We start from the raw sequence: 17,246 nt of genomic DNA, 5'->3' as shown, positions 1-17,246 counted from the left end.
CTGCAGTGCCGGCTACTGCAGGCGAGCCGACCAGAGCACGGTGTCGCCGTACGATTTCGACGACTCGAGGGCGAGACCGTCGGGCCAGCCGGGTTCACCGCTGCGGGCGCGCCTCTCGACCACCACGAGGGCGTCTTCGTCGAGGGCCGGAACGAGTGCTTCGAGGTCGAGGTGCAGGTCGTCGTCGCTCAGCTCGTACGGCGGGTCGATGAGCACCAGGTCGAGCGAGCGAGCCGGCGCATGGTGCAGGTACGAGCGCACGGCTTGAGCCGACACGGCGACCGTCGGTACAGAGCCCCGAGGAGCCCGCGCGACGACAAGCGCCGCGTTCGCGCGGCAGACCCGAGCGGCCTGCTGCCCCTTCTCGACCAGGGTGACGTGCGACGCTCCGCGCGAGGCCGCCTCGAGCCCGAGCGCGCCGGTGCCAGCGTAGAGGTCGGCGACCCGAAGGCCGTTCACCTCGTCGCGCGCCTCGAGCGCCGAGAAGAGAGCCTCACGCACTCGGTCGCTGGTCGGCCGGGTGCCCGATTTCGGCACGCCGAGGGTCGTGGAGCCGGCGAATCCGGCGATGATACGAGTCACGCGTCCATCCTGTCAGCAGACGACACGAGGATCCGACTGCCCCTGTCGGTCGTGCCGGGTACCGTTGGCGTGTGGTCACCCCCGTCACCTCGTCCTCGGCCTCGAGCGCCGATGCTCCGGCGTCCGTCGGCGCGCCGTCTGCCCGCGGCACGAAACCCAGCACTGCGACGCGCGCCGCCCGACGCCCCGACCCGTCGCCGCTCGACGAGACGCTGACGAACGCACTCGGGGGTCGCACGGCGGGGGCGCTCAAGCGGGCGTTCGGCCACGAGACCGTCGGCGATCTGCTCGCCCACTACCCCCGCCGCTACGCGCGGCGCGGCGAGCTGACCGCGCTGAGCGAACTCGCCATCGGCGAGAGCGTCACCATCGTCGCCGAGGTGCTCGACGTACGAGAGCGTACGATGCGCGCGCGGCGCGGCTCGATTCTCGAGGTGCGGATCAGCGACGGGCAGGGCATCCTCACCCTCACCTTCTTCAACCAGGCGTGGAGGGCCAAAGACCTCGTCACGGGCGTCCGCGGCATCTTCGCCGGCAAGGTCGGCGACTACCGGGGCAACCGGCAGCTCGCGCACCCCGACTACGAGCTCTTCGAATCGGGCGACGACCGGGCGGCCGAGGCCGGCGACGCCGAGGCGCAGCGGTGGGCGAAGCAGCCCATTCCGATCTACCCGGCCAGCGCCTCGGTCGCCTCGTGGCAGGTCGCCAAGTCAGTGGAGGTCGCGCTCGACACGCTGCCACCGCTGCCCGACTCGGTCCCCGAGGGCATCCGGGGCGAGCTGCAGTTCATGCCCCTCCGCGAGGCATACGAGAAGGTGCATCGGCCGGAGCGCGACCGAGACTGGAAGGCCGCCCGCGAGACGCTGAAGTTCGACGAGGCGTTCGTGCTGCAGAGCGCCCTCCTCCAGCAGCGCGCCGAAGTGCGGCAGTCGCCCGCGACGTCGCGCACGCCCAAGGCTGGGGGGCTCCTCGACGTCTTCGACCGGGCGCTGCCCTTCGACCTCACCGGAGACCAGTCGCTGGTCGGCTCCGAGATCGCGCGCGACCTCGAGGCCGACGTGCCGATGAACCGCCTCGTGCAGGGCGAGGTCGGCTCGGGCAAGACCCTGGTGGCGCTGCGAGCGATGCTGGCGGTCGCCGAAAGCGGCGGTCAGTCGGCGTTGCTCGCTCCGACCGAGGTGCTCGCCTCCCAGCACCTCCGCTCCATCGTCCAGACGCTCGGCCCCGATCTCGCTGCCCGTCTTCGGCCCGTTCTGCTCACCGGGCAGATGCCGGTGGCCCAGCGCCGCAAGGCGATGCTCGCCATCGTGGGCGGCCAGGCGCACGTCGTGGTGGGCACGCACGCGCTCATCAGCGACGGCGTCGAGTTTTGCGATCTCGGGTTGGTCGTGGTCGACGAGCAGCACCGTTTCGGCGTCGAGCAGCGCGAGGCGCTGCGCCAGAAAGGCGCGGCCGGCACGTCGAGGCAGTCGCCGCACGTGCTGGTCCTCACCGCGACGCCGATACCGCGCACCGTCGCCATGACGGTGTTCGGCGACCTCGACGTCTCGACCATCGCCGAGTTGCCGAAAGGCCGCCAGCCGATCGAGTCGTTCGTGGTGCCGCTCGTCGATCGTCCGGGCTGGATCTCCCGGGTCTGGGAGCGGAGCGCCGAAGAGATCGCCCGGGGTCGTCAGGTCTTCGTGGTGTGCCCGGCCATCGATCGCACGACCCCCGAGGCAGGAGACCCCGCCGACCAGTCGCCGACCGGCCCCGATGGCGACGACGGTGGCCGACCGGGGGAGCACGCCGGTGCCGACGACACCGCCGCCCCGCCCACGGCCCCGCGCCCGCCGATCGCCAGCGTCGAAGAGGTCCTCGCCGCGCTCCGGGTCGCGCCCGCCCTCCAGGGGCGTCGCATCGAGCCGTTGCACGGGCGGATGTCGTCGGCCGAGAAAGACGAGACGATGCAGCGCTTCGCCCGGGGTGAGATCGACGTGCTGGTCGCGACCACCGTGATCGAGGTCGGCGTCGATGTGCCCAACGCCTCCACGATGGTCGTGCTCGACGCCGAGCGCTTCGGCGTCTCGCAGCTCCACCAGCTGCGCGGCCGAGTGGGGCGAGGCGGGTACGCCGGCCTCTGCCTGCTCGTGACCCACTCCGAAGAGGGCTCCGTCGCCCGCCAGCGGGTCGAGGCCGTCGCGTCCACCTCCGACGGTTTCGAACTGGCGCAGATCGACCTCGACCTGCGCCGCGAGGGCGATGTACTCGGCAGCGTGCAGTCGGGCGGGCGCTCGTCGCTACGCCTTCTGCGCGTAGCCCACGACGGCGACGTGATCACTCTCGCGCGCGAGCATGCCGCCGAGGTGATCGAGTCGGATCCTTCGCTCGCAGACCACCCGGCGCTTGCCGCCGCTCTCGCTCGCCGACTCGACGATGCCTCCCGCACCGCGATGTCGAAGAACTGATGCCTCGCGCACCGCGCTGTCGAAGAACTGACGCCTGGCGCGGCGCGCTCCCGGGCAATTTGGCTAGGGTGAGCGAATGAGCACGATCGCCGTCGTCCCCGGGTCGTTCGACCCGGTCACCCTCGGGCACCTCGACGTCATCGTCCGCGCCGCCGGCCTCTTCGACGAGGTGCACGTTCTCGTCGTGCACAACCCGGAGAAGACCGCGTTCATCCCCGTCGAGCAGCGGGTCGACTTCATCGCGGACGCCGTCGCCGAGGCGGGTGTCGATCTGCCGTCGCCACTCGAGAACGTCGTCGTCACGAGCTGGAGCGAGGGCCTCCTCGTCGACTACTGCACCCGTGTCGGCGCGAAGGTGCTCGTCAAGGGCATCCGGTCGCAGGTCGACGTGGCCTACGAGACCCCGATGGCGATCATGAACCGCAGCCTGGCGGGTGTCGAGACCGTGTTCATGTTGCCCGATCCGGCGCACGCGCTCGTTTCGAGCTCGCTCGTCCGCCAGGTTGCTGGGCTCGGGGGCGACGTCTCGCCCTACGTTCCCGCCGACGTGACCGCCTACCTCCAGTCGAGAAGCGACTCGGCTGCGAATACTGGAGCACGATGACGACCACGACCCAGACGACCGCCGCCGACTCGACTCTGATGGAGCTCGGCGAGGTCCAGCACCACGCCCGCACGATCCTGGATGCGATCGGCACGGTGATCGACGGCAAGGCGGGCGCGATCTCGACGGCGCTCACGGTCTTGCTCGCCGAAGGGCACCTGCTCATCGAAGACGTGCCGGGCGTCGGTAAGACGCAGTTGGCGAGGGCGTTGGCGAAAGCCGTCGACGCGTCGGTGAGCCGCATTCAATTCACCCCTGACCTGCTTCCGAGCGACATCACCGGCGTCTCGATCTTCGACCGCCAGTCGAACGACTTCGAGTTCAAGCCGGGCCCGGTGTTCGCGAACATCGTGATCGGCGACGAGATCAATCGCGCTTCGCCTAAGACCCAGTCGGCCCTGCTGGAAAGCCTCGAAGAGCGCCAGGTGACGGTCGACGGCATCTCGCACCCGCTGCCGACCCCGTTCCTCGTCGTAGCCACGCAGAACCCGGTCGAGATGGAAGGCACCTACTCACTGCCCGAAGCGCAGCGCGACCGGTTCATGGCACGGATCTCGCTGGGTTATCCGGATGCCGAGAGCGAGCTGCGGATGCTGCGCCAGCGCGAGACCGGCAGCCCGCTCGACGCCCTGACGCCCCTGGTGTCGCTCGAGCAGCTCCGTCGCATGATCGCGGCCGTCCGCGCGGTGTACGTCGCCCGCGTCGTGGAGCGCTACGCCGTCGACATCGTGCAGGCGACGCGTGTCCACCCCGACCTGCGTCTCGGCGCCAGCCCCCGCGCCACGCTGCAGCTCATGCGGGCGGCCAAGTCGTGGGCGGCTCTGAACGGGCGCGGTTTCGTGATTCCCGACGACGTCGACGCGCTCAGCGGTCCCGTGCTCGGGCATCGTCTGATCCTGGCCGGCCGGTCGGGTGCGGGCGCCGTCTCGGCGGCCTACGACATCGTCGAGTCGATCGTGCGGGCGACGCCCGTGCCCCTCGACGAACCCGCCTCCTGACCGTGCGCCGCCCGACCGTCCCCGCGCGCCTGGTCGCGGTTGCGGGATCCTGGCCCCTCCCGACCCGTCGCGGCACGCTCGCGATCGTCGCGGGTCTCGTCGTGGCGGTCGTCGGCTATGTGCTGGCCGCCATGCCGCTGGTCTTCGCGGGCGTCGTGCTCCTTGCGCTCGTCGTCGCGTCCGTCGTCTCGGTCGCCGTATCGGCGCCACGCGTGGTGGTCACCCGGCACTTCACCCCCGATCGTGCCGTCGCGGGCTGGTCGGTCGTCGAGACGCTCACGCTCACTGCGCCTTCGGCTTCAGGATCCGTAGCGGTCCGCGTGCGAGAAACCGTGCCCTGGCGCATCATGGCGCCCTTCGAAGCCGTCGCCATGGTCATCGAGCCGGGCGGTCTTGCCCGCGTGGTCTTCGAGCACGTCGATCTGCCCCGCGGGAGGCACCGCGTCGGTCCGACGCTGGTCGACGTCATCGAGACGTTCGGCCTGGCCCGTCGCCGTCTCGCCGTGCCGGGGCGAGACGAGCTGCTGGTGTTTCCGGAGGTCGTGGGTGTGGGCGGCGGGCGCGAATCCCGTTCGCTCGGCGAGGGCGCTCGACAGCGTCGCGACCACAGTCTCGCCGGGGGCCAGGACGACCCGATCACCCGGGAGTACCGGCGCGGCGATCCGATGCGGCGTGTGCACTGGCGCGCGACTGCGCGGCAGGGTGAGCTCATGGTGCGGCAGGAGGAGCAGCACGGGCTCCCGAGCGTCCGCGTCATTCTTCCGGTCGGTCGGTCGCACTGGCGCGACTGGCATCCCGCGCTCGGCTCGCGCGTTCCGGTCAGCGATGGCTTCGAGTGGGCGGTTTCGCTGACGGCCTCGATCGCCGTCGAATTCGGTCTCGCCGGATCGCAGACGCGCGTGGTGTCGCTCGACGGCGCGACCATCGCCCTGCACGACCCCTCGACCACGCCGATGTTCCTCGAACTCCTCTCCGACGTGGTGTTGGACGACGAGATCGACGAACCGAGCCCCGAGGCGGCTCCGCGCGAGCCCGTCGTGGCCGTCGTCTCGAGCCTCACCGCCGCCGAGCTCGACCGACTGGGCCACGCGCGGGGGCCGGGTGTCGCGGGGGTGGCAATCGTGGTGCACCTCGATGCCGACCTGCTGACCCCCGACGACCGAGAGCGCGATTCGCCGCGAGATGTCGCGAAGGCCCTGGCCGAGAGTGGCTGGCGCGTGATCGAGACCGCGTCGAATGCCGACCGCGAACCCATTCTCCAGACGCCGGGGGTGCTCCGTGGTTGATCTGCGATCGCCGCTTCAGAGTCGAGAGGCTCCGACCAGCGGCACGTCGAAAGTCGACTCCACCGACCGTTTCGCGCCGGGTAACGCCCGCTGGCTCCTCTCGGCCGTCCTCTGGCTGACGCTCGTCTTCGCGCTCGCCAGTCTCCACCCGCTCTTCCAGGGCGCCGTGTGGTGGTTCGTTCCCGCGTTGGTGTCGGCCGCGGTTCTCGCGGCGGCGGCCGCGGCCCGGGCAGCTCACTGGCCGTCCGCGGTCGCGTCGCTCGCCGGCCTCGTCGTCGGGGGCCTCGCCACGACGCTGGTCGTCTCGGGCGGAACGGCGATCCTCGGTGTCATCCCGACGGCCGAGACTCTCGGGCGCGTCCGCGTCCTCGCCGCTCAGGCGCATGACTCGATCGTCTCCGATCAGGCGCCCATCGCTGTCAGCGACGCGATGCTCGGCGTCGTAGTCGTCGCCGTGGCGGCTGCCGCGGTGGTGCTCGACGTCGTCGCACGGGTGTGCAAGATGCCGGCGCTCACCGGCGTGCTCTTCGCCGTGGTCATCGTGGTTCCCTCGCTCATTCCCGATGTCGCGCCGAGCTGGGCGTGGGTGGTGGCCACCGTCGTCGGCTACCTGGCGCTGCTCATCGTGTCGAGCGGCCGTCGACCGTCCCGCGCGGGCGTCGTCTCGGGGCTCGCCGCCGTCGTCGTGGCGGGCGTGGTGACGAGCCTGCTGCCGACGTCGCTCATCGCACCGATCACCGGCGTCGGGTCGGGCACCGGCATCTCGACCGGGGTCAACCCGGTCATCAACCTCGGTGACGACCTGCGTCGCGGCGATCCGATCACGGTCCTCAGCTATCGCAGCTCGGCTCCTGAGGGCGACTACTTGAAACTCGTCGATCTCGTCGACTTCTCGGGCACCCGCTGGAGTCCGGCCTCCACCCAGCTCGACCGCCGCAACTCGGTCGACGATCTGCCCGCGGCCCCCGGCATCTCCACCTCGACGCGCCGAGACACCGTCACGACCGACGTCTCGGTGAATCTCCTCCGAAGCCCCTACCTGCCCCTGCCCGTGCCGGCGACGAAGATCACCGGCATCAGCGACGCCTGGAAGTACGTCGACGACTCCGGCGTCACGGTCCGAAGCACCAGCGAAGGATCCCAGGGGCTCGATTACCGGGTCACCTCGCGTCCGGTCGATCCCACCCGTGAGCAGATCGTCAGTGCGCTTGCACAGCCCTCGGACGACCTCTCCGCCTATCTCGACGTCGATGGCGTTCCCGCCTCCATCACACGGCTGGCATCGAGAGTGACGGCCGACTCGGCTAATCCGTTCGACGCCGCCGTCGCGCTCCAGAACTACTTCCGCAACGGCGAGTTCAGCTACTCAGAAGACACGCCCGTCCGCGAGGGATACGACGGAAGCGGTCTCGACATGGTCGAGACGTTCCTCCAGCGCAAGAGCGGCTACTGCGTCCACTTCGCCTCGGCGATGGCCGTCATGGCTCGCACTCTCGACATTCCCTCGCGCATCGCCGTGGGGTTCCTGCCCGGCACGAGGGTCGGCTCAGGGGAGGAGTGGACGGTGTCGAGCAACGACCTCCACACCTGGCCCGAGCTGTACTTCCAGGGCCTCGGCTGGGTGCCGTTCGAGCCCACGGTCGGCATGGGAACGACGTCGAGCTATCTGCAAGAGACAGGCGCCGAGGCGACACCCAGCGCCGGGGCCACCGATCCGGCGAGCCCGTCGGCATCCGCGACGCCGACCGCCTCGGCCCCGTCGGCCGCGAAACCGACGTCGACCGCGTCGGATCCTTCGTCGACCGCGGGAGCATCCGCGAGCAGCGGTGCCGGCGGCATCGGTGGAACGCCGCTTGCCGTCGGGGGAGTGGCTGCCCTCGTCGTCGTCCTGGCGCTGCCCTGGTGGCTGCGGATGGGCCGCCGCCGACGCCGACTCGGTCAGGGGCCGCCCGACGCGGCTCTCTCGGCCTGGCGCGAGGTGATCGACACGGCCCGAGACCTGGGCATCAGCGTCGACCAGGCGGCGACACCGCAGCAGACCGCGACAGTTCTGCTCGCGAGGGTGGGCGCCCAGAGCTCCGCCGCGGGCGCGCTCGACACACTGACCGCGGCCCTCTCGCGGGAGCGCTTCGGCGGCGTTCCGGCCGGCGAAGAGGCCTCGCGGTCCGCGCGCGAGATCCTGTCCGCGCTGCGCTCGGGCTCGTCGGGCTTCGAGAGGGCCCGTGCTTCGGTCGTTCCCCGGAGTCTCTTCGTGCAGGCTCACCCGCGCACGGCGGAAGGCGCGTAGACTCGTCTCTCGTGCCTCATTTCACCCCGACTCCGTACAGCGTCTCTGTGTACGACCTGATGCGCCGCCCAGGCGAGATGCGCGAGAACGAACTCGATGTCGTTGTCCCGTCGAAGCTCGGTGAGGGTGTCATCGCAATTCCCGAGGGCGCACAGCTCACGGTCAATGCCCGTGTCGAAGGTCTGCACGAGGGCATTCTGGTGTCGGCTCACGTCTCCGGTGAGGCCGTCGGCGAATGCAGCCGTTGCCTGAAACCCATCTCCGAGAGTGTCGAAGTCGATTTCGCCGAGCTTTTCGCGTACTCTGACGACGAAGCTTTTGACTACACGGTTCAAGACGATCACGTGGATCTTGAACCCGTGGTCAGAGATGCAGTGGTTTTATCACTGCCCTTCCAACCGGTTTGCCGGCCAGACTGCCCTGGTCTCGACCCCGAAACGGGCGAGCGCATCGAAGATCTGGACGGCTACCAGCCCCGTGAAGTGATCGACCCCCGCTGGTCGGCTCTGTCCGAGCTCGTCGGTGATACGACGAGGCCGGCAGACTCGCAAAACGAGGCACCTTCACGCTCCACCGACTCCAAGCCAACCGATTGACGTCTGCCACCTGGCAGACACGGCCGTAGATTTCCTCCGGCTCCCAATCCTTACGAAATAGAGAAGAGACAGTCATGGCCGTTCCCAAGAGGAAGCAGTCGCGCGCTAACACGCACGCACGCCGTTCGCAGTGGAAGGCCACGCCCGCCACTCTCGTCAAGACCATCGAAGGCGGCAAGACCGTCTACAGCCTTCCGCACCGCGCCAAGGTCGTCGAAGACTCCGCCGGCACCGCCCTGTACATGGAGTACAAGGGCCGCAAGGTCGCCGATATCTGAATCTCGCTGCTTTCGCAGTAAGATCGCTACATGAGCCAGCCCGTGTCAGAACCCGTTTCTGACCGGGCTGATCTCGTTAAGCTCCTCGACGTCGCGATCACGCCCGACCTGCTCGAGCTCGCATTGACCCACCGCTCGTTCGCGTACGAGAACGGTGGCATCGGCAACAACGAGCGCCTCGAGTTCCTCGGCGATTCGATTCTCGGCCAGGCCGTGACGGTCATGCTGTTCCGCGAGAACCCCGATCTCGACGAGGGCGACCTCGCGAAGCGGCGTGCCAGCCTCGTCTCCACCGTCGCGCTGGCGGAGGTCGCCAAGCACATCGGTCTGGGGCAGTACCTCCGACTCGGGCGCGGCGAAGAGCTGACCGGCGGGCGGGCCAAGCAGTCGATCCTCGCCGACACCGTCGAGGCGATCATCGGCGCGACCTATCTCGATGCCGGTCCGGTCGCCGCGACCGGTCTGGTGATGCGACTCATCGCGCCCCTCCTGGCCGACCCCGAGCGCTTCGGTGCCGCGATGGACCCGAAGACGAGCCTGCAAGAGCTCGCTTCGGCGCAGGGGCGGAGCAATCCCAACTACGTGATCACCGATTCGGGCCCCGATCACGACAAGCGCTTTCACGCGGTCGTCCGCCTCGGCACCGACGAGATCGCCTCCGGCGTCGGCAGCAGCAAGAAGATGGCCGAGATGGCTGCGGCCCTCGAAGCCTGGACGACCCTCAGCACGCCCCCGTCCGCGCCCGACCAGATCTAGGTGCCCGAGCTCCCCGAGGTCGAGGTCGTTCGCGCCGGTCTCCACCCCGCCGTCACCGGCGCCGTGATCGAGCGTGTCGAGGTGCTCGAGCCGCGCAGCCTCCGTCGTCACGACGGCCCCGTCGACGACTTCGTCGACCGCTTGCGCGAGGCGACGATTCTCTCCGCGGTCCGTCGGGGCAAGTTCCTCTGGTTCCCGTTTGCCGCGGCCGATGGCGACACGTCGCACGCGCTCGTCGCTCATCTCGGCATGAGCGGCCAGGTGCTCCTGCGCGAACGTCACGCCGACGACGACCGCCTCCTTCGTATCCGCCTCGACCTCGCCCATCCGACGCGCGGCGACATCCGCCTGGCCTTCGTCGACCAGCGCATCTTCGGCTCGATGGCCCTCGACACCCTCGAACCCACTCCTGACGGCGAGCCGGCGGGCTATTCGGGTTCGGGGCTGCTGGGCCACGACGCCGAGCAGGGCGACGAGCCCCAGGATCCTGCGCCCTGGCTTTCATCGATACCGCACCAGGTGGCGCACATCGCCCGCGATCCGCTCGACCCGGCGTTCGATGAGCACGCCTTCTTCGCGCGGATGGCGTCGCGCGGCTCCGGCGTCAAGCGTGCCCTGCTCGACCAGGGGCTCGTGTCGGGCATCGGCAATATCTACGCCGACGAGTCGCTGTGGGCGGCCAAGATCCACTTCGATCAGCCGTGCGCGTCGCTCACCCGGAGTCGCGTAAAGCTGCTCCTCGTCGAGATTCGCGCCGTGCTCTATAAGGCCCTGGCAGAGGGCGGCACCAGCTTCGACGCCCAATACGTCAACGTGAACGGGCAGTCCGGCTACTTCGCCCACAGCCTCAACGCCTACGGGCAGCAGGGCAAGCCGTGCCCGCGGTGTGGAACCCCGATCAAGCGGGTGTCGTTCATGAATCGCGGGAGCCACTTCTGCCCGCAGTGTCAGCGGTTGCGCTGAGCTCTGCCGTCCCGCCGCCTCGCCACCAGACGTCTTGCGGACAAACGTGCCTGCCGCGGCGCGTCTCGATGACCGTAAGACGTCTGCTAGCACGCATCTCGCTAACCTAGGGGCATCGCGCGGCGCAGGGCCGCGCCCCAGCGAACGACCCGGAGGGCGGCGGCGTGTACCTCAAGAGCCTCACGCTCAAGGGCTTCAAGTCGTTCGCCCAGACCACGACCTTCGCCTTCGAGCCCGGCGTCACCTGCGTCGTCGGCCCGAACGGCTCCGGCAAGAGCAACGTCGTCGACGCGCTCGCCTGGGTGATGGGGGAGCAGGGCGTCAAGACGCTCCGCGGCGGCAAGATGGAAGACGTCATCTTCGCCGGCACGTCGACTCGTGGCCCCCTGGGCCGTGCACAGGTCGTGCTCACGATCGACAACTCCGACGGCGCCCTGCCGATCGACTACACCGAGGTGACGATCAGCCGCACGCTTTTTCGCAACGGCGGCAGCGAGTACGCGATCAATGGCGACAACTGCCGCCTCCTCGACGTCCAGGAGCTGCTGAGCGACTCGGGGCTCGGCCGCGAGATGCACGTGATCGTCGGGCAGGGTCAGCTCGATGCGGTCCTTCGCGCCACCCCCGAAGAACGCCGCGGCTTCATCGAAGAGGCGGCCGGCATCTTGAAGCACCGCCGCCGCAAAGAGAAGACCCTGCGCAAGCTCGACGCGATGCAGACGAACCTCACCAGGCTGTCCGATCTCGCCGGCGAGATCCGCCGCCAGCTGAAGCCCCTGGGGCGTCAAGCCGAGATCGCGCGGGAGGCGCAGGGCATCGCCAGCATCGTCCGCGATGCTCGAGCGCGGCTCTTGGCCGACGAGGTGGTCGGGCTCCGCACGGTTCTCACGGCGCAGGCCGCCAGCGAGAACGAGCGCAAGAGCGAGCGCATCGTGCTGCAAGAGAAGCTCGACCAGAACAAGATCCGGGAGCAGCGGCTCGAGCAGGCCATGGTCGGCGACGCCGTTGACGACGCCCGCCGGGTCGCCTTCGGGCTCGAGTCCGTCCAGGAGCGTCTCCGCAGCCTCGCCAGCCTGGCCAACCAGAAGCTGACCCTGCTGGCGCAGCAGGCCGACACGCCGGGCGTGGCGACCACCGTGTCGTCGGGGATGGTGGCCGATGCCCGCGATGAGGCCGAACGCCTGCAGGAGGGCGTCGCCGAGGCCGAGGTCGCAGTGGCGCTGGCTGCCGGCGAGCTGGCCACGTCGCGGGCTTCGCTCGACTCCCTCGACGACGAGATCGCCGCTCAGAGCGCCCTGGTCTCTGAGCACGATCTCGGAGTGGCGCGTCTCTCGAGCGCCGTCGAGGTCGCCCGGTCGAAGCTCGCCGCGGTCAAGGGCGAGCAGCTCCGCCAGGCGAATGCGCTGGAGGCCTCCGAGGCCCGGCGCGAGAAGAGCCGCGCCGAGTTCGCCGCGCTCGAAGAGGAGTTCGCCGATGTCGACACCGCGGAAGTCGACCCAGCAGATGCCGACATAGCAGGGGGCGAAAGCGCAGGATCCGACACCACACGACCCGACACAGATCACGCGGCGATCTCGGCAGCCGCCGACGAGAGCGCCCAGTCCGCTCAGCAGGAGGTCGACGGGTTGCGCGACACCCTGCACCGCGCCGAGCGCGAGCGCGACGCCCTGGCTGCCCGCACGAGCGCCCTGTCGCTGGCCCTCGACCAGAAAGACGCCTCCAGCGCGCTCGTCAAGGCCGACCGGCCGGGCGTTCGCGGGCTGGTGGCCGAGCACGTGCAGATTCAGCCGGGCTTCGAGGTCGCCATCGCCGCGGCGCTCGGATCGGTGGCTGACGCCGTCCTCGCCGACGACCTCGATGCGGCCGTAGGGGCCGTTCAGCACGTGACGGCCGAGGAGTTGGGGCGAGTCGAGATCGTCGTCGCCGCCCCGGGGCGCGGAGTCGGTGCCACCGCGGTGTCCCTGCCCGCCGGGGTCGTCTCGGCGACGAGTGTCGTGACGGCGCCGGACGGGATCCTCGGCGTCCTGTCGTCGACCGTGATCGCCGACGACCTCGATGCAGCTCGCTCGGCCTCGACGGCGTTGGCCGACCAGGCCGTGGCGTTCACGGTCATCACCAGGTCGGGGGAAGTGCTCACCGACTACGTCGTCCGCGGTGGTTCGGCCGGGGGGCGGTCTCGTCTCGAACTCGTCTCCGAGCGTGACACCGCGGCTGAGGCTCTGACGGCCGTCAGCCTCGAGATCGAACGCGTCGGGCCGCTGCTCGAGGCTGCGCGCGTGCGACTCGCCGAGGCGCGAACCGCCGCCAAGGAGGCACAGGCCGCCGCGCGTGAGCACGAGTCGCGCGTCGCCGCTCACGGACAGCGCGCGGGGCGCCTCCGGGCCCAGGTCGAGGCCGCCGAGGCCGAGGCGGAGCGTCTGTCGGCCTCGCTGGCTGCATCGGCCGAGACGGTGCACCAGGCCGAGCGGGCCGTCCTAGCTGCCGTGACCGCGCTCGACGAGTACAGCTCGACGCCCAGGCCGATCCTCGATGTCTCGGCGCGCGACGGAATGCTCGCTGAGGTCGAGAACGCACGCGGCGTCGAGATCGAGAAGCGCATCCAGCTCGAGACGATCCGCGAGCGGGTGCGGGCCGAAGTGGCCCGGGCGAAAGACCTGCAGCGGCAGCTCGACGAGCAACGCGCCGCCGCCGAGGAGCACGCCCGGCAGACAGTCGTCCGCCAGCGTCAGATGGCCGCCACCACGAGCGTGCTCGACGCGCTCCCCGCCGTGCTCGACGCGGTCGATCGCTCCGTCGCCGAGGCTCGCGCTACCCTCGCGGCGCGTGAGGCGGCTCGGTCTGAGCAGAACTCCGAGCTCGCGGCCCTCCGACGCGACGAACGCGAGCTGCGGGAGCGCCTCCACACCGTTACCGAGGGTGTGCACGGACTCGAGATGGAGATCTACGAGAAGAAGCTGCACCTCTCGAGCCTCCTGGAACGCGCAGGATCCGAGCTGGGTCTCGTCGAATCGGTGCTCGTCGACGAATACGGGCCCGACGTGCCAGTGCCCGGCGCCACCGGAGACGACGAACCCGTGCCTTTCGATCGTGACGCTCAGAAGAAGCGGCTCGCCGCGGCCGAGCGGACCCTCGCTCAACTGGGCCGCGTCAACCCGCTGGCGCTGGAGGAGTTCGCTGCGCTCGAACAGCGCCACAAGTTCCTGACCGACCAGCTCACCGACCTCACGTCGACGCGCAAAGACCTGCTCACGATCATCGACGAGATCGACGAGAAGATGCAGGTCATCTTCAAGAGCGCCTTCGACGACACGCACGACGCCTTCAACCGGGTGTTCCCGATCCTGTTCCCGGGTGGCAGCGGCTCGATTCATCTGACCGACCCCGAGAACCTCCTCGAGACGGGCATCGAGGTCACGGTCAGACCTGCCGGCAAGAAGATCGAGCGGCTGTCGCTGCTGTCGGGCGGCGAACGCTCTCTGGCCGCCGTCGCACTGCTGATCGCGATCTTCAAGGCCCGGCCGTCGCCGTTCTACATCATGGACGAGGTCGAAGCCGCGCTCGACGACGCCAACCTCGGGCGGCTGCTGACGATTTTCCGCGACCTGCGCGAATCGTCGCAGCTCATCGTCATCACGCACCAGAAGCGCACCATGGAGATCGCCGACGCGCTTTACGGCGTCTCGATGCGACAGGACGGCGTTTCGGCGGTCGTCGGGCAGCGCGTCGTATCGCCCGACGAGAAGCAACGGCTGGCCGCGGCAGCAGCCGTCGATGCCGGCGGCTCGGCCGACGCTGTCAGCGGGTCGGGCCCCGAACGGGGTCAGGATCCTGCGCCCACCGCCGACTAGCCTCGGGTGATGCGCACCAACTGGCCACCGCCGATCTGGCTCGTCGGCGAGAAGCCCGTCGATCGTTGGATCGGCCGCTTCGGCGGACTCTGGATCGCCGCCGTCGGAGCTGTCCTCTTCGTCTTCTTGATCCTGGTCGGCGGTCTGCTACTCGACAACGGCGCCGCCGTCACTGTCGGACTTCTCGTGGGAGCCGTCACCGTCGCCGCGTCATTCGTCTACACGATGGCCTACCGACTCGTGCCTCGCGACACGATGAGCCTGTCGCGCCTGTTGCTCGCCTTCGGCCTCGGCGGCCTGATCGCGGTCGCGCTCGGCTCCACCCTCGACAGCTCCGTGCTGAAGCTCACCGGTGGGGGATCGGCCCCGACGCTGACGGTGCTCGCCCTGGCCGGCATCACCGAAGAGCTCGCGAAGATCATCGCGGTCGTCGCCGTCTCGTACAAGCTCCGGGACAAGAGCATGCGCAACGGGCTGTTTCTCGGCGGCGCAGTCGGTCTCGGCTTCGCCGCGCTCGAAGACCTGGCCTACGCCGTCAACTTCTACCAGCACCCGCCCGAGCTACTCCACCTGACGCCGATCCTGTCGGCCCTCGTGCTCGTGCCGGTGCGTGGCCTTCTGACGCCGCTACTGCATCCGCTCTACACGGCCTTGCTCGGTGCGGCCTTGTTCGCAGCGTCGAAAAATGGCCGGTTCCGCGTTCGTCCGCTTGTCATCGCTGCGTACCTCGCCGTCAGCTTTGCCCACGGCCTCTGGGATGCCTCGGCGGGGCTCCTCCAGATCGTGCCCCCGCGCCTCCAGCTCGTGCTGGCCCCGCTCGTCGTGCTCGTGATTTACCCGGGCATCATCGTCGGCTCCGGGCTCCTCTGGATCAAAGTCGCCCGCCGCGCCCGGCACGCATTCCACTCACGGGTGCTGTGGTGGCTGGCGGCGCCCCCGGGTGGTGGCTCGGTTTCGCTGCCGCAGGATCCTGCGTTCCCGCCCCCGGCCGCGCCGTCGTGGGCGCCGCCTGCCCCGCACACCCGCGCCTGACGCCGCTCCACGCCGACGCACCCCCGCCTGGCCACTTTCGGGCTGGCATCTCGGGGTTATTTGGCCATCCGGGGGTGCCTCACGGCAGACGGGATTAGGGCGCTGCTACCCCTCCGCCTTCACGCACGGGCTCTGCGTAATGAGCGATGTGACGCCGGTCGACGCGAAGAAGTTGAGAGTCGGGCCGTCAGGAACCGATGCGGTGATCTCCATGTCGTGACTCGTGTCGGCTACAGACTCGACGGTGTAGCCGAGATCCTGCTAATGGCGAGTCATCTCGTCGATCGTCTTCGCGGGGTCGTCCGAGGCCGGGCCGAAAAGGCCGAGGTCGTACTGCTCGGCCGATGAATCCGAGAGGCACTCCTGAGGCTTGTCTTTCCGGGCTTCACTAACGGAGAACGGTGTCGTCTTGTCTCCTAATGTCCACTGGCCGCCGGATACCGCGATCGCATCGGTCACGTGATCGAGGAATACCTCGTGCGGTGGCGCGGAGGCCGTTACGAGGGATGTGTTTGGTGGCCGCAGGAGAACGATCGTTATCACCCCGGCTGTAGCGACTGAGAGGATGCCGCCCACCGCAAGCAGGCCGTGCAGGCGCGTCAAGGGCACGATGACTGCCCGGTCACGGCTGTCTCATCACCTTCGTGGTTGTGCATCCGAGAGCCGACCTGGTCATGCGGCTACCCGACCGATTTTACGCACGCGCTTTGGAACACCAGCGAGCTGAGGCTGGTTGACGCGGCGTAGTCGAGAAGCGATCCGTCAGGTGTGTCGGCCCGAAGCTCTATGCCGTCAGCATTGTCAACCACGGTGGTGACCTTAAACCCTCGCTCGGTCCAGTGGTCGGCCAGTGCCCGGGCGGCAGTTCTCGGATCCTTGGGTGGATCCCCATACAGCGCAAGGTCGTATTGCTCTGTCGTGCTGTCCGAAAGGCATTCCACGGGAGTATGTGTCCGAGCTCGTGCCAGTGAAAAGGGGGTCGTTTTATTCTCAAAGGTCCAGGCACCGCCGGCGACGGAAAGGGAATCCGACACGTTGTCGAGGAAGGTGTTGCGTACGCTCGCGCTCGAATCGACAGAAGGACTACTCGGCCGTTCGCTACTTCCCGCTACCGCTGCAAGAGCCAGCGCGGTGCCGAGTACGAGCGTCGAACCGCCAGCGACCATCACCCCACGGCGGCCAATCACGCTTCTACTCCTGAGCGAAGCAACGGCTTTGCGAGTCAATGCTGCTCCGTCTGGTGGAGACGCTATAGACGATGGTGCCGCCGTCCGGTAGGTCTGCTGCAATCTCGGTGTTATTGGAGATGCTTGGGTTTGGTGGAGCGACTGTCCGCACACTGTAACCGCGTTGTTTCCAATCGGCCGTCACGAGGTCGACCGAGTGTCCGACGTCGGTGCGACCTGGGCCGACTGTATTGATCTGGTACTGCAACTCATCGCTCGACGAACTCAGGCAGGGCTCGGGCGTATAAGTCTCGGCTATTTCTTGAGAGAAGGCCGTCTTGCCGTCTTCGAAAGTCCAGGATCCGCCTGCAGCAGCCATCGTCTCCTCTAGCTGCAGCAGATA

General features: G+C 68.8%; 15 protein-coding genes. 11 read left to right on the top strand and 4 right to left on the bottom strand.

Annotated elements, in window-relative coordinates; translation table 11 throughout:
• Positions 1 to 12: 12 nt before the first annotated feature.
• Positions 13 to 582 (bottom strand): RsmD family RNA methyltransferase, encoded by a 570-nt coding sequence (locus tag VH571_RS08655; RefSeq protein ID WP_423264177.1) that lies wholly within the window; start codon positions 580 to 582, stop codon positions 13 to 15.
• A 212-nt stretch (positions 583 to 794) separates the two neighbouring features.
• Between VH571_RS08655 and VH571_RS08650 the strand changes: the two genes are divergently transcribed.
• The 11 genes from VH571_RS08650 to VH571_RS08600 all read left to right on the top strand — a co-directional run bounded on the left by VH571_RS08650 (position 795) and on the right by VH571_RS08600 (position 15,677).
• Entirely contained in the window at positions 795 to 3,029 is a 2,235-nt protein-coding gene (locus VH571_RS08650; RefSeq protein WP_423264289.1) for an ATP-dependent DNA helicase RecG, read from the top strand.
• Between the two features lie 76 nt (positions 3,030 to 3,105).
• The gene (gene coaD, locus VH571_RS08645) at positions 3,106 to 3,633 is read left to right on the top strand and encodes a pantetheine-phosphate adenylyltransferase (RefSeq protein ID WP_423264176.1); all 528 of its coding nucleotides are present in this window, start codon (positions 3,106 to 3,108) and stop codon (positions 3,631 to 3,633) included.
• A 38-nt stretch (positions 3,634 to 3,671) separates the two neighbouring features.
• Positions 3,672 to 4,631 (top strand): AAA family ATPase, encoded by a 960-nt coding sequence (locus tag VH571_RS08640; RefSeq protein ID WP_084816130.1) that lies wholly within the window; start codon positions 3,672 to 3,674, stop codon positions 4,629 to 4,631.
• A 2-nt stretch (positions 4,632 to 4,633) separates the two neighbouring features.
• Positions 4,634 to 5,917, top strand: coding sequence for a DUF58 domain-containing protein (locus tag VH571_RS08635; protein ID WP_423264175.1), 1,284 nt, complete (start codon positions 4,634 to 4,636; stop codon positions 5,915 to 5,917).
• A complete protein-coding gene (locus VH571_RS08630; RefSeq protein WP_423264174.1) occupies positions 5,910 to 8,204 on the top strand; it encodes a transglutaminase TgpA family protein in 2,295 nt (764 codons plus the stop codon). Before VH571_RS08635 ends, VH571_RS08630 begins: the two co-directional genes overlap by 8 nt.
• Before the next feature lie 47 nt (positions 8,205 to 8,251).
• On the top strand, positions 8,252 to 8,800 hold the full coding sequence (locus VH571_RS08625) for a YceD family protein (protein WP_423264172.1): 549 nt from the start codon (positions 8,252 to 8,254) through the stop codon (positions 8,798 to 8,800).
• A 74-nt stretch (positions 8,801 to 8,874) separates the two neighbouring features.
• Positions 8,875 to 9,078, top strand: a complete 204-nt coding sequence (gene rpmF, locus VH571_RS08620; protein WP_055958861.1) for a 50S ribosomal protein L32 — start codon at positions 8,875 to 8,877, stop codon at positions 9,076 to 9,078.
• Between the two features lie 30 nt (positions 9,079 to 9,108).
• Positions 9,109 to 9,834, top strand: coding sequence for a ribonuclease III (rnc, locus tag VH571_RS08615; RefSeq protein ID WP_055958858.1), 726 nt, complete (start codon positions 9,109 to 9,111; stop codon positions 9,832 to 9,834).
• A complete protein-coding gene (mutM, locus tag VH571_RS08610) occupies positions 9,835 to 10,797 on the top strand; it encodes a bifunctional DNA-formamidopyrimidine glycosylase/DNA-(apurinic or apyrimidinic site) lyase (RefSeq protein ID WP_423264170.1) in 963 nt (320 codons plus the stop codon).
• Positions 10,798 to 10,961: 164 nt separating this feature from the next.
• Complete coding sequence (gene smc / locus VH571_RS08605) at positions 10,962 to 14,645, top strand: chromosome segregation protein SMC (protein ID WP_423264168.1); 3,684 nt, start codon at positions 10,962 to 10,964, stop codon at positions 14,643 to 14,645.
• A gap of 9 nt (positions 14,646 to 14,654) precedes the next feature.
• Positions 14,655 to 15,677 carry a PrsW family glutamic-type intramembrane protease gene (locus VH571_RS08600; protein ID WP_423264167.1) on the top strand — a complete coding sequence of 341 codons (1,023 nt, stop codon included), beginning with the start codon at positions 14,655 to 14,657 and terminating at the stop codon, positions 15,675 to 15,677.
• Between the two features lie 261 nt (positions 15,678 to 15,938).
• Here VH571_RS08600 and VH571_RS08595 read toward each other — a convergent pair whose 3' ends face one another.
• The 3 genes from VH571_RS08595 to VH571_RS08585 form a co-directional block, all read right to left on the bottom strand.
• Positions 15,939 to 16,136: a hypothetical protein gene (locus VH571_RS08595; protein WP_423264165.1), complete on the bottom strand. Its 198-nt coding sequence runs from the start codon at positions 16,134 to 16,136 to the stop codon at positions 15,939 to 15,941.
• 221 nt (positions 16,137 to 16,357) lie between these two features.
• Positions 16,358 to 16,864 (bottom strand): hypothetical protein, encoded by a 507-nt coding sequence (locus VH571_RS08590; RefSeq protein ID WP_423264164.1) that lies wholly within the window; start codon positions 16,862 to 16,864, stop codon positions 16,358 to 16,360.
• Between the two features lie 4 nt (positions 16,865 to 16,868).
• A complete protein-coding gene (locus tag VH571_RS08585; RefSeq protein WP_423264162.1) occupies positions 16,869 to 17,222 on the bottom strand; it encodes a hypothetical protein in 354 nt (117 codons plus the stop codon).
• Between the last annotated feature and the right edge of the window lie 24 nt (positions 17,223 to 17,246).

The sequence above is a fragment of the Frondihabitans sp. 4ASC-45 genome (assembly GCF_049472575.1).
GTDB lineage: Bacteria > Actinomycetota > Actinomycetes > Actinomycetales > Microbacteriaceae > Frondihabitans.
Note: the sequence above shows the minus strand (reverse complement) of the source record. Positions and strands in the feature narration are given on the sequence as shown.

Excerpts from the sequence above, each read along its gene's own strand:
- coaD (WP_423264176.1), top strand. The coding sequence starts at position 3,106 with ATGAGCACGATCGCCGTCGTCCCCGGGTCGTTCGACCCGGTCACCCTC.
- VH571_RS08640 (WP_084816130.1), top strand. The coding sequence starts at position 3,672 with ATGGAGCTCGGCGAGGTCCAGCACCACGCCCGCACGATCCTGGATGCG.
- rpmF (WP_055958861.1), top strand. The coding sequence starts at position 8,875 with ATGGCCGTTCCCAAGAGGAAGCAGTCGCGCGCTAACACGCACGCACGC.
- rnc (WP_055958858.1), top strand. The coding sequence starts at position 9,109 with ATGAGCCAGCCCGTGTCAGAACCCGTTTCTGACCGGGCTGATCTCGTT.
- VH571_RS08600 (WP_423264167.1), top strand. The coding sequence starts at position 14,655 with ATGCGCACCAACTGGCCACCGCCGATCTGGCTCGTCGGCGAGAAGCCC.
- VH571_RS08585 (WP_423264162.1), bottom strand. The coding sequence starts at position 17,222 with ATGGCTGCTGCAGGCGGATCCTGGACTTTCGAAGACGGCAAGACGGCC.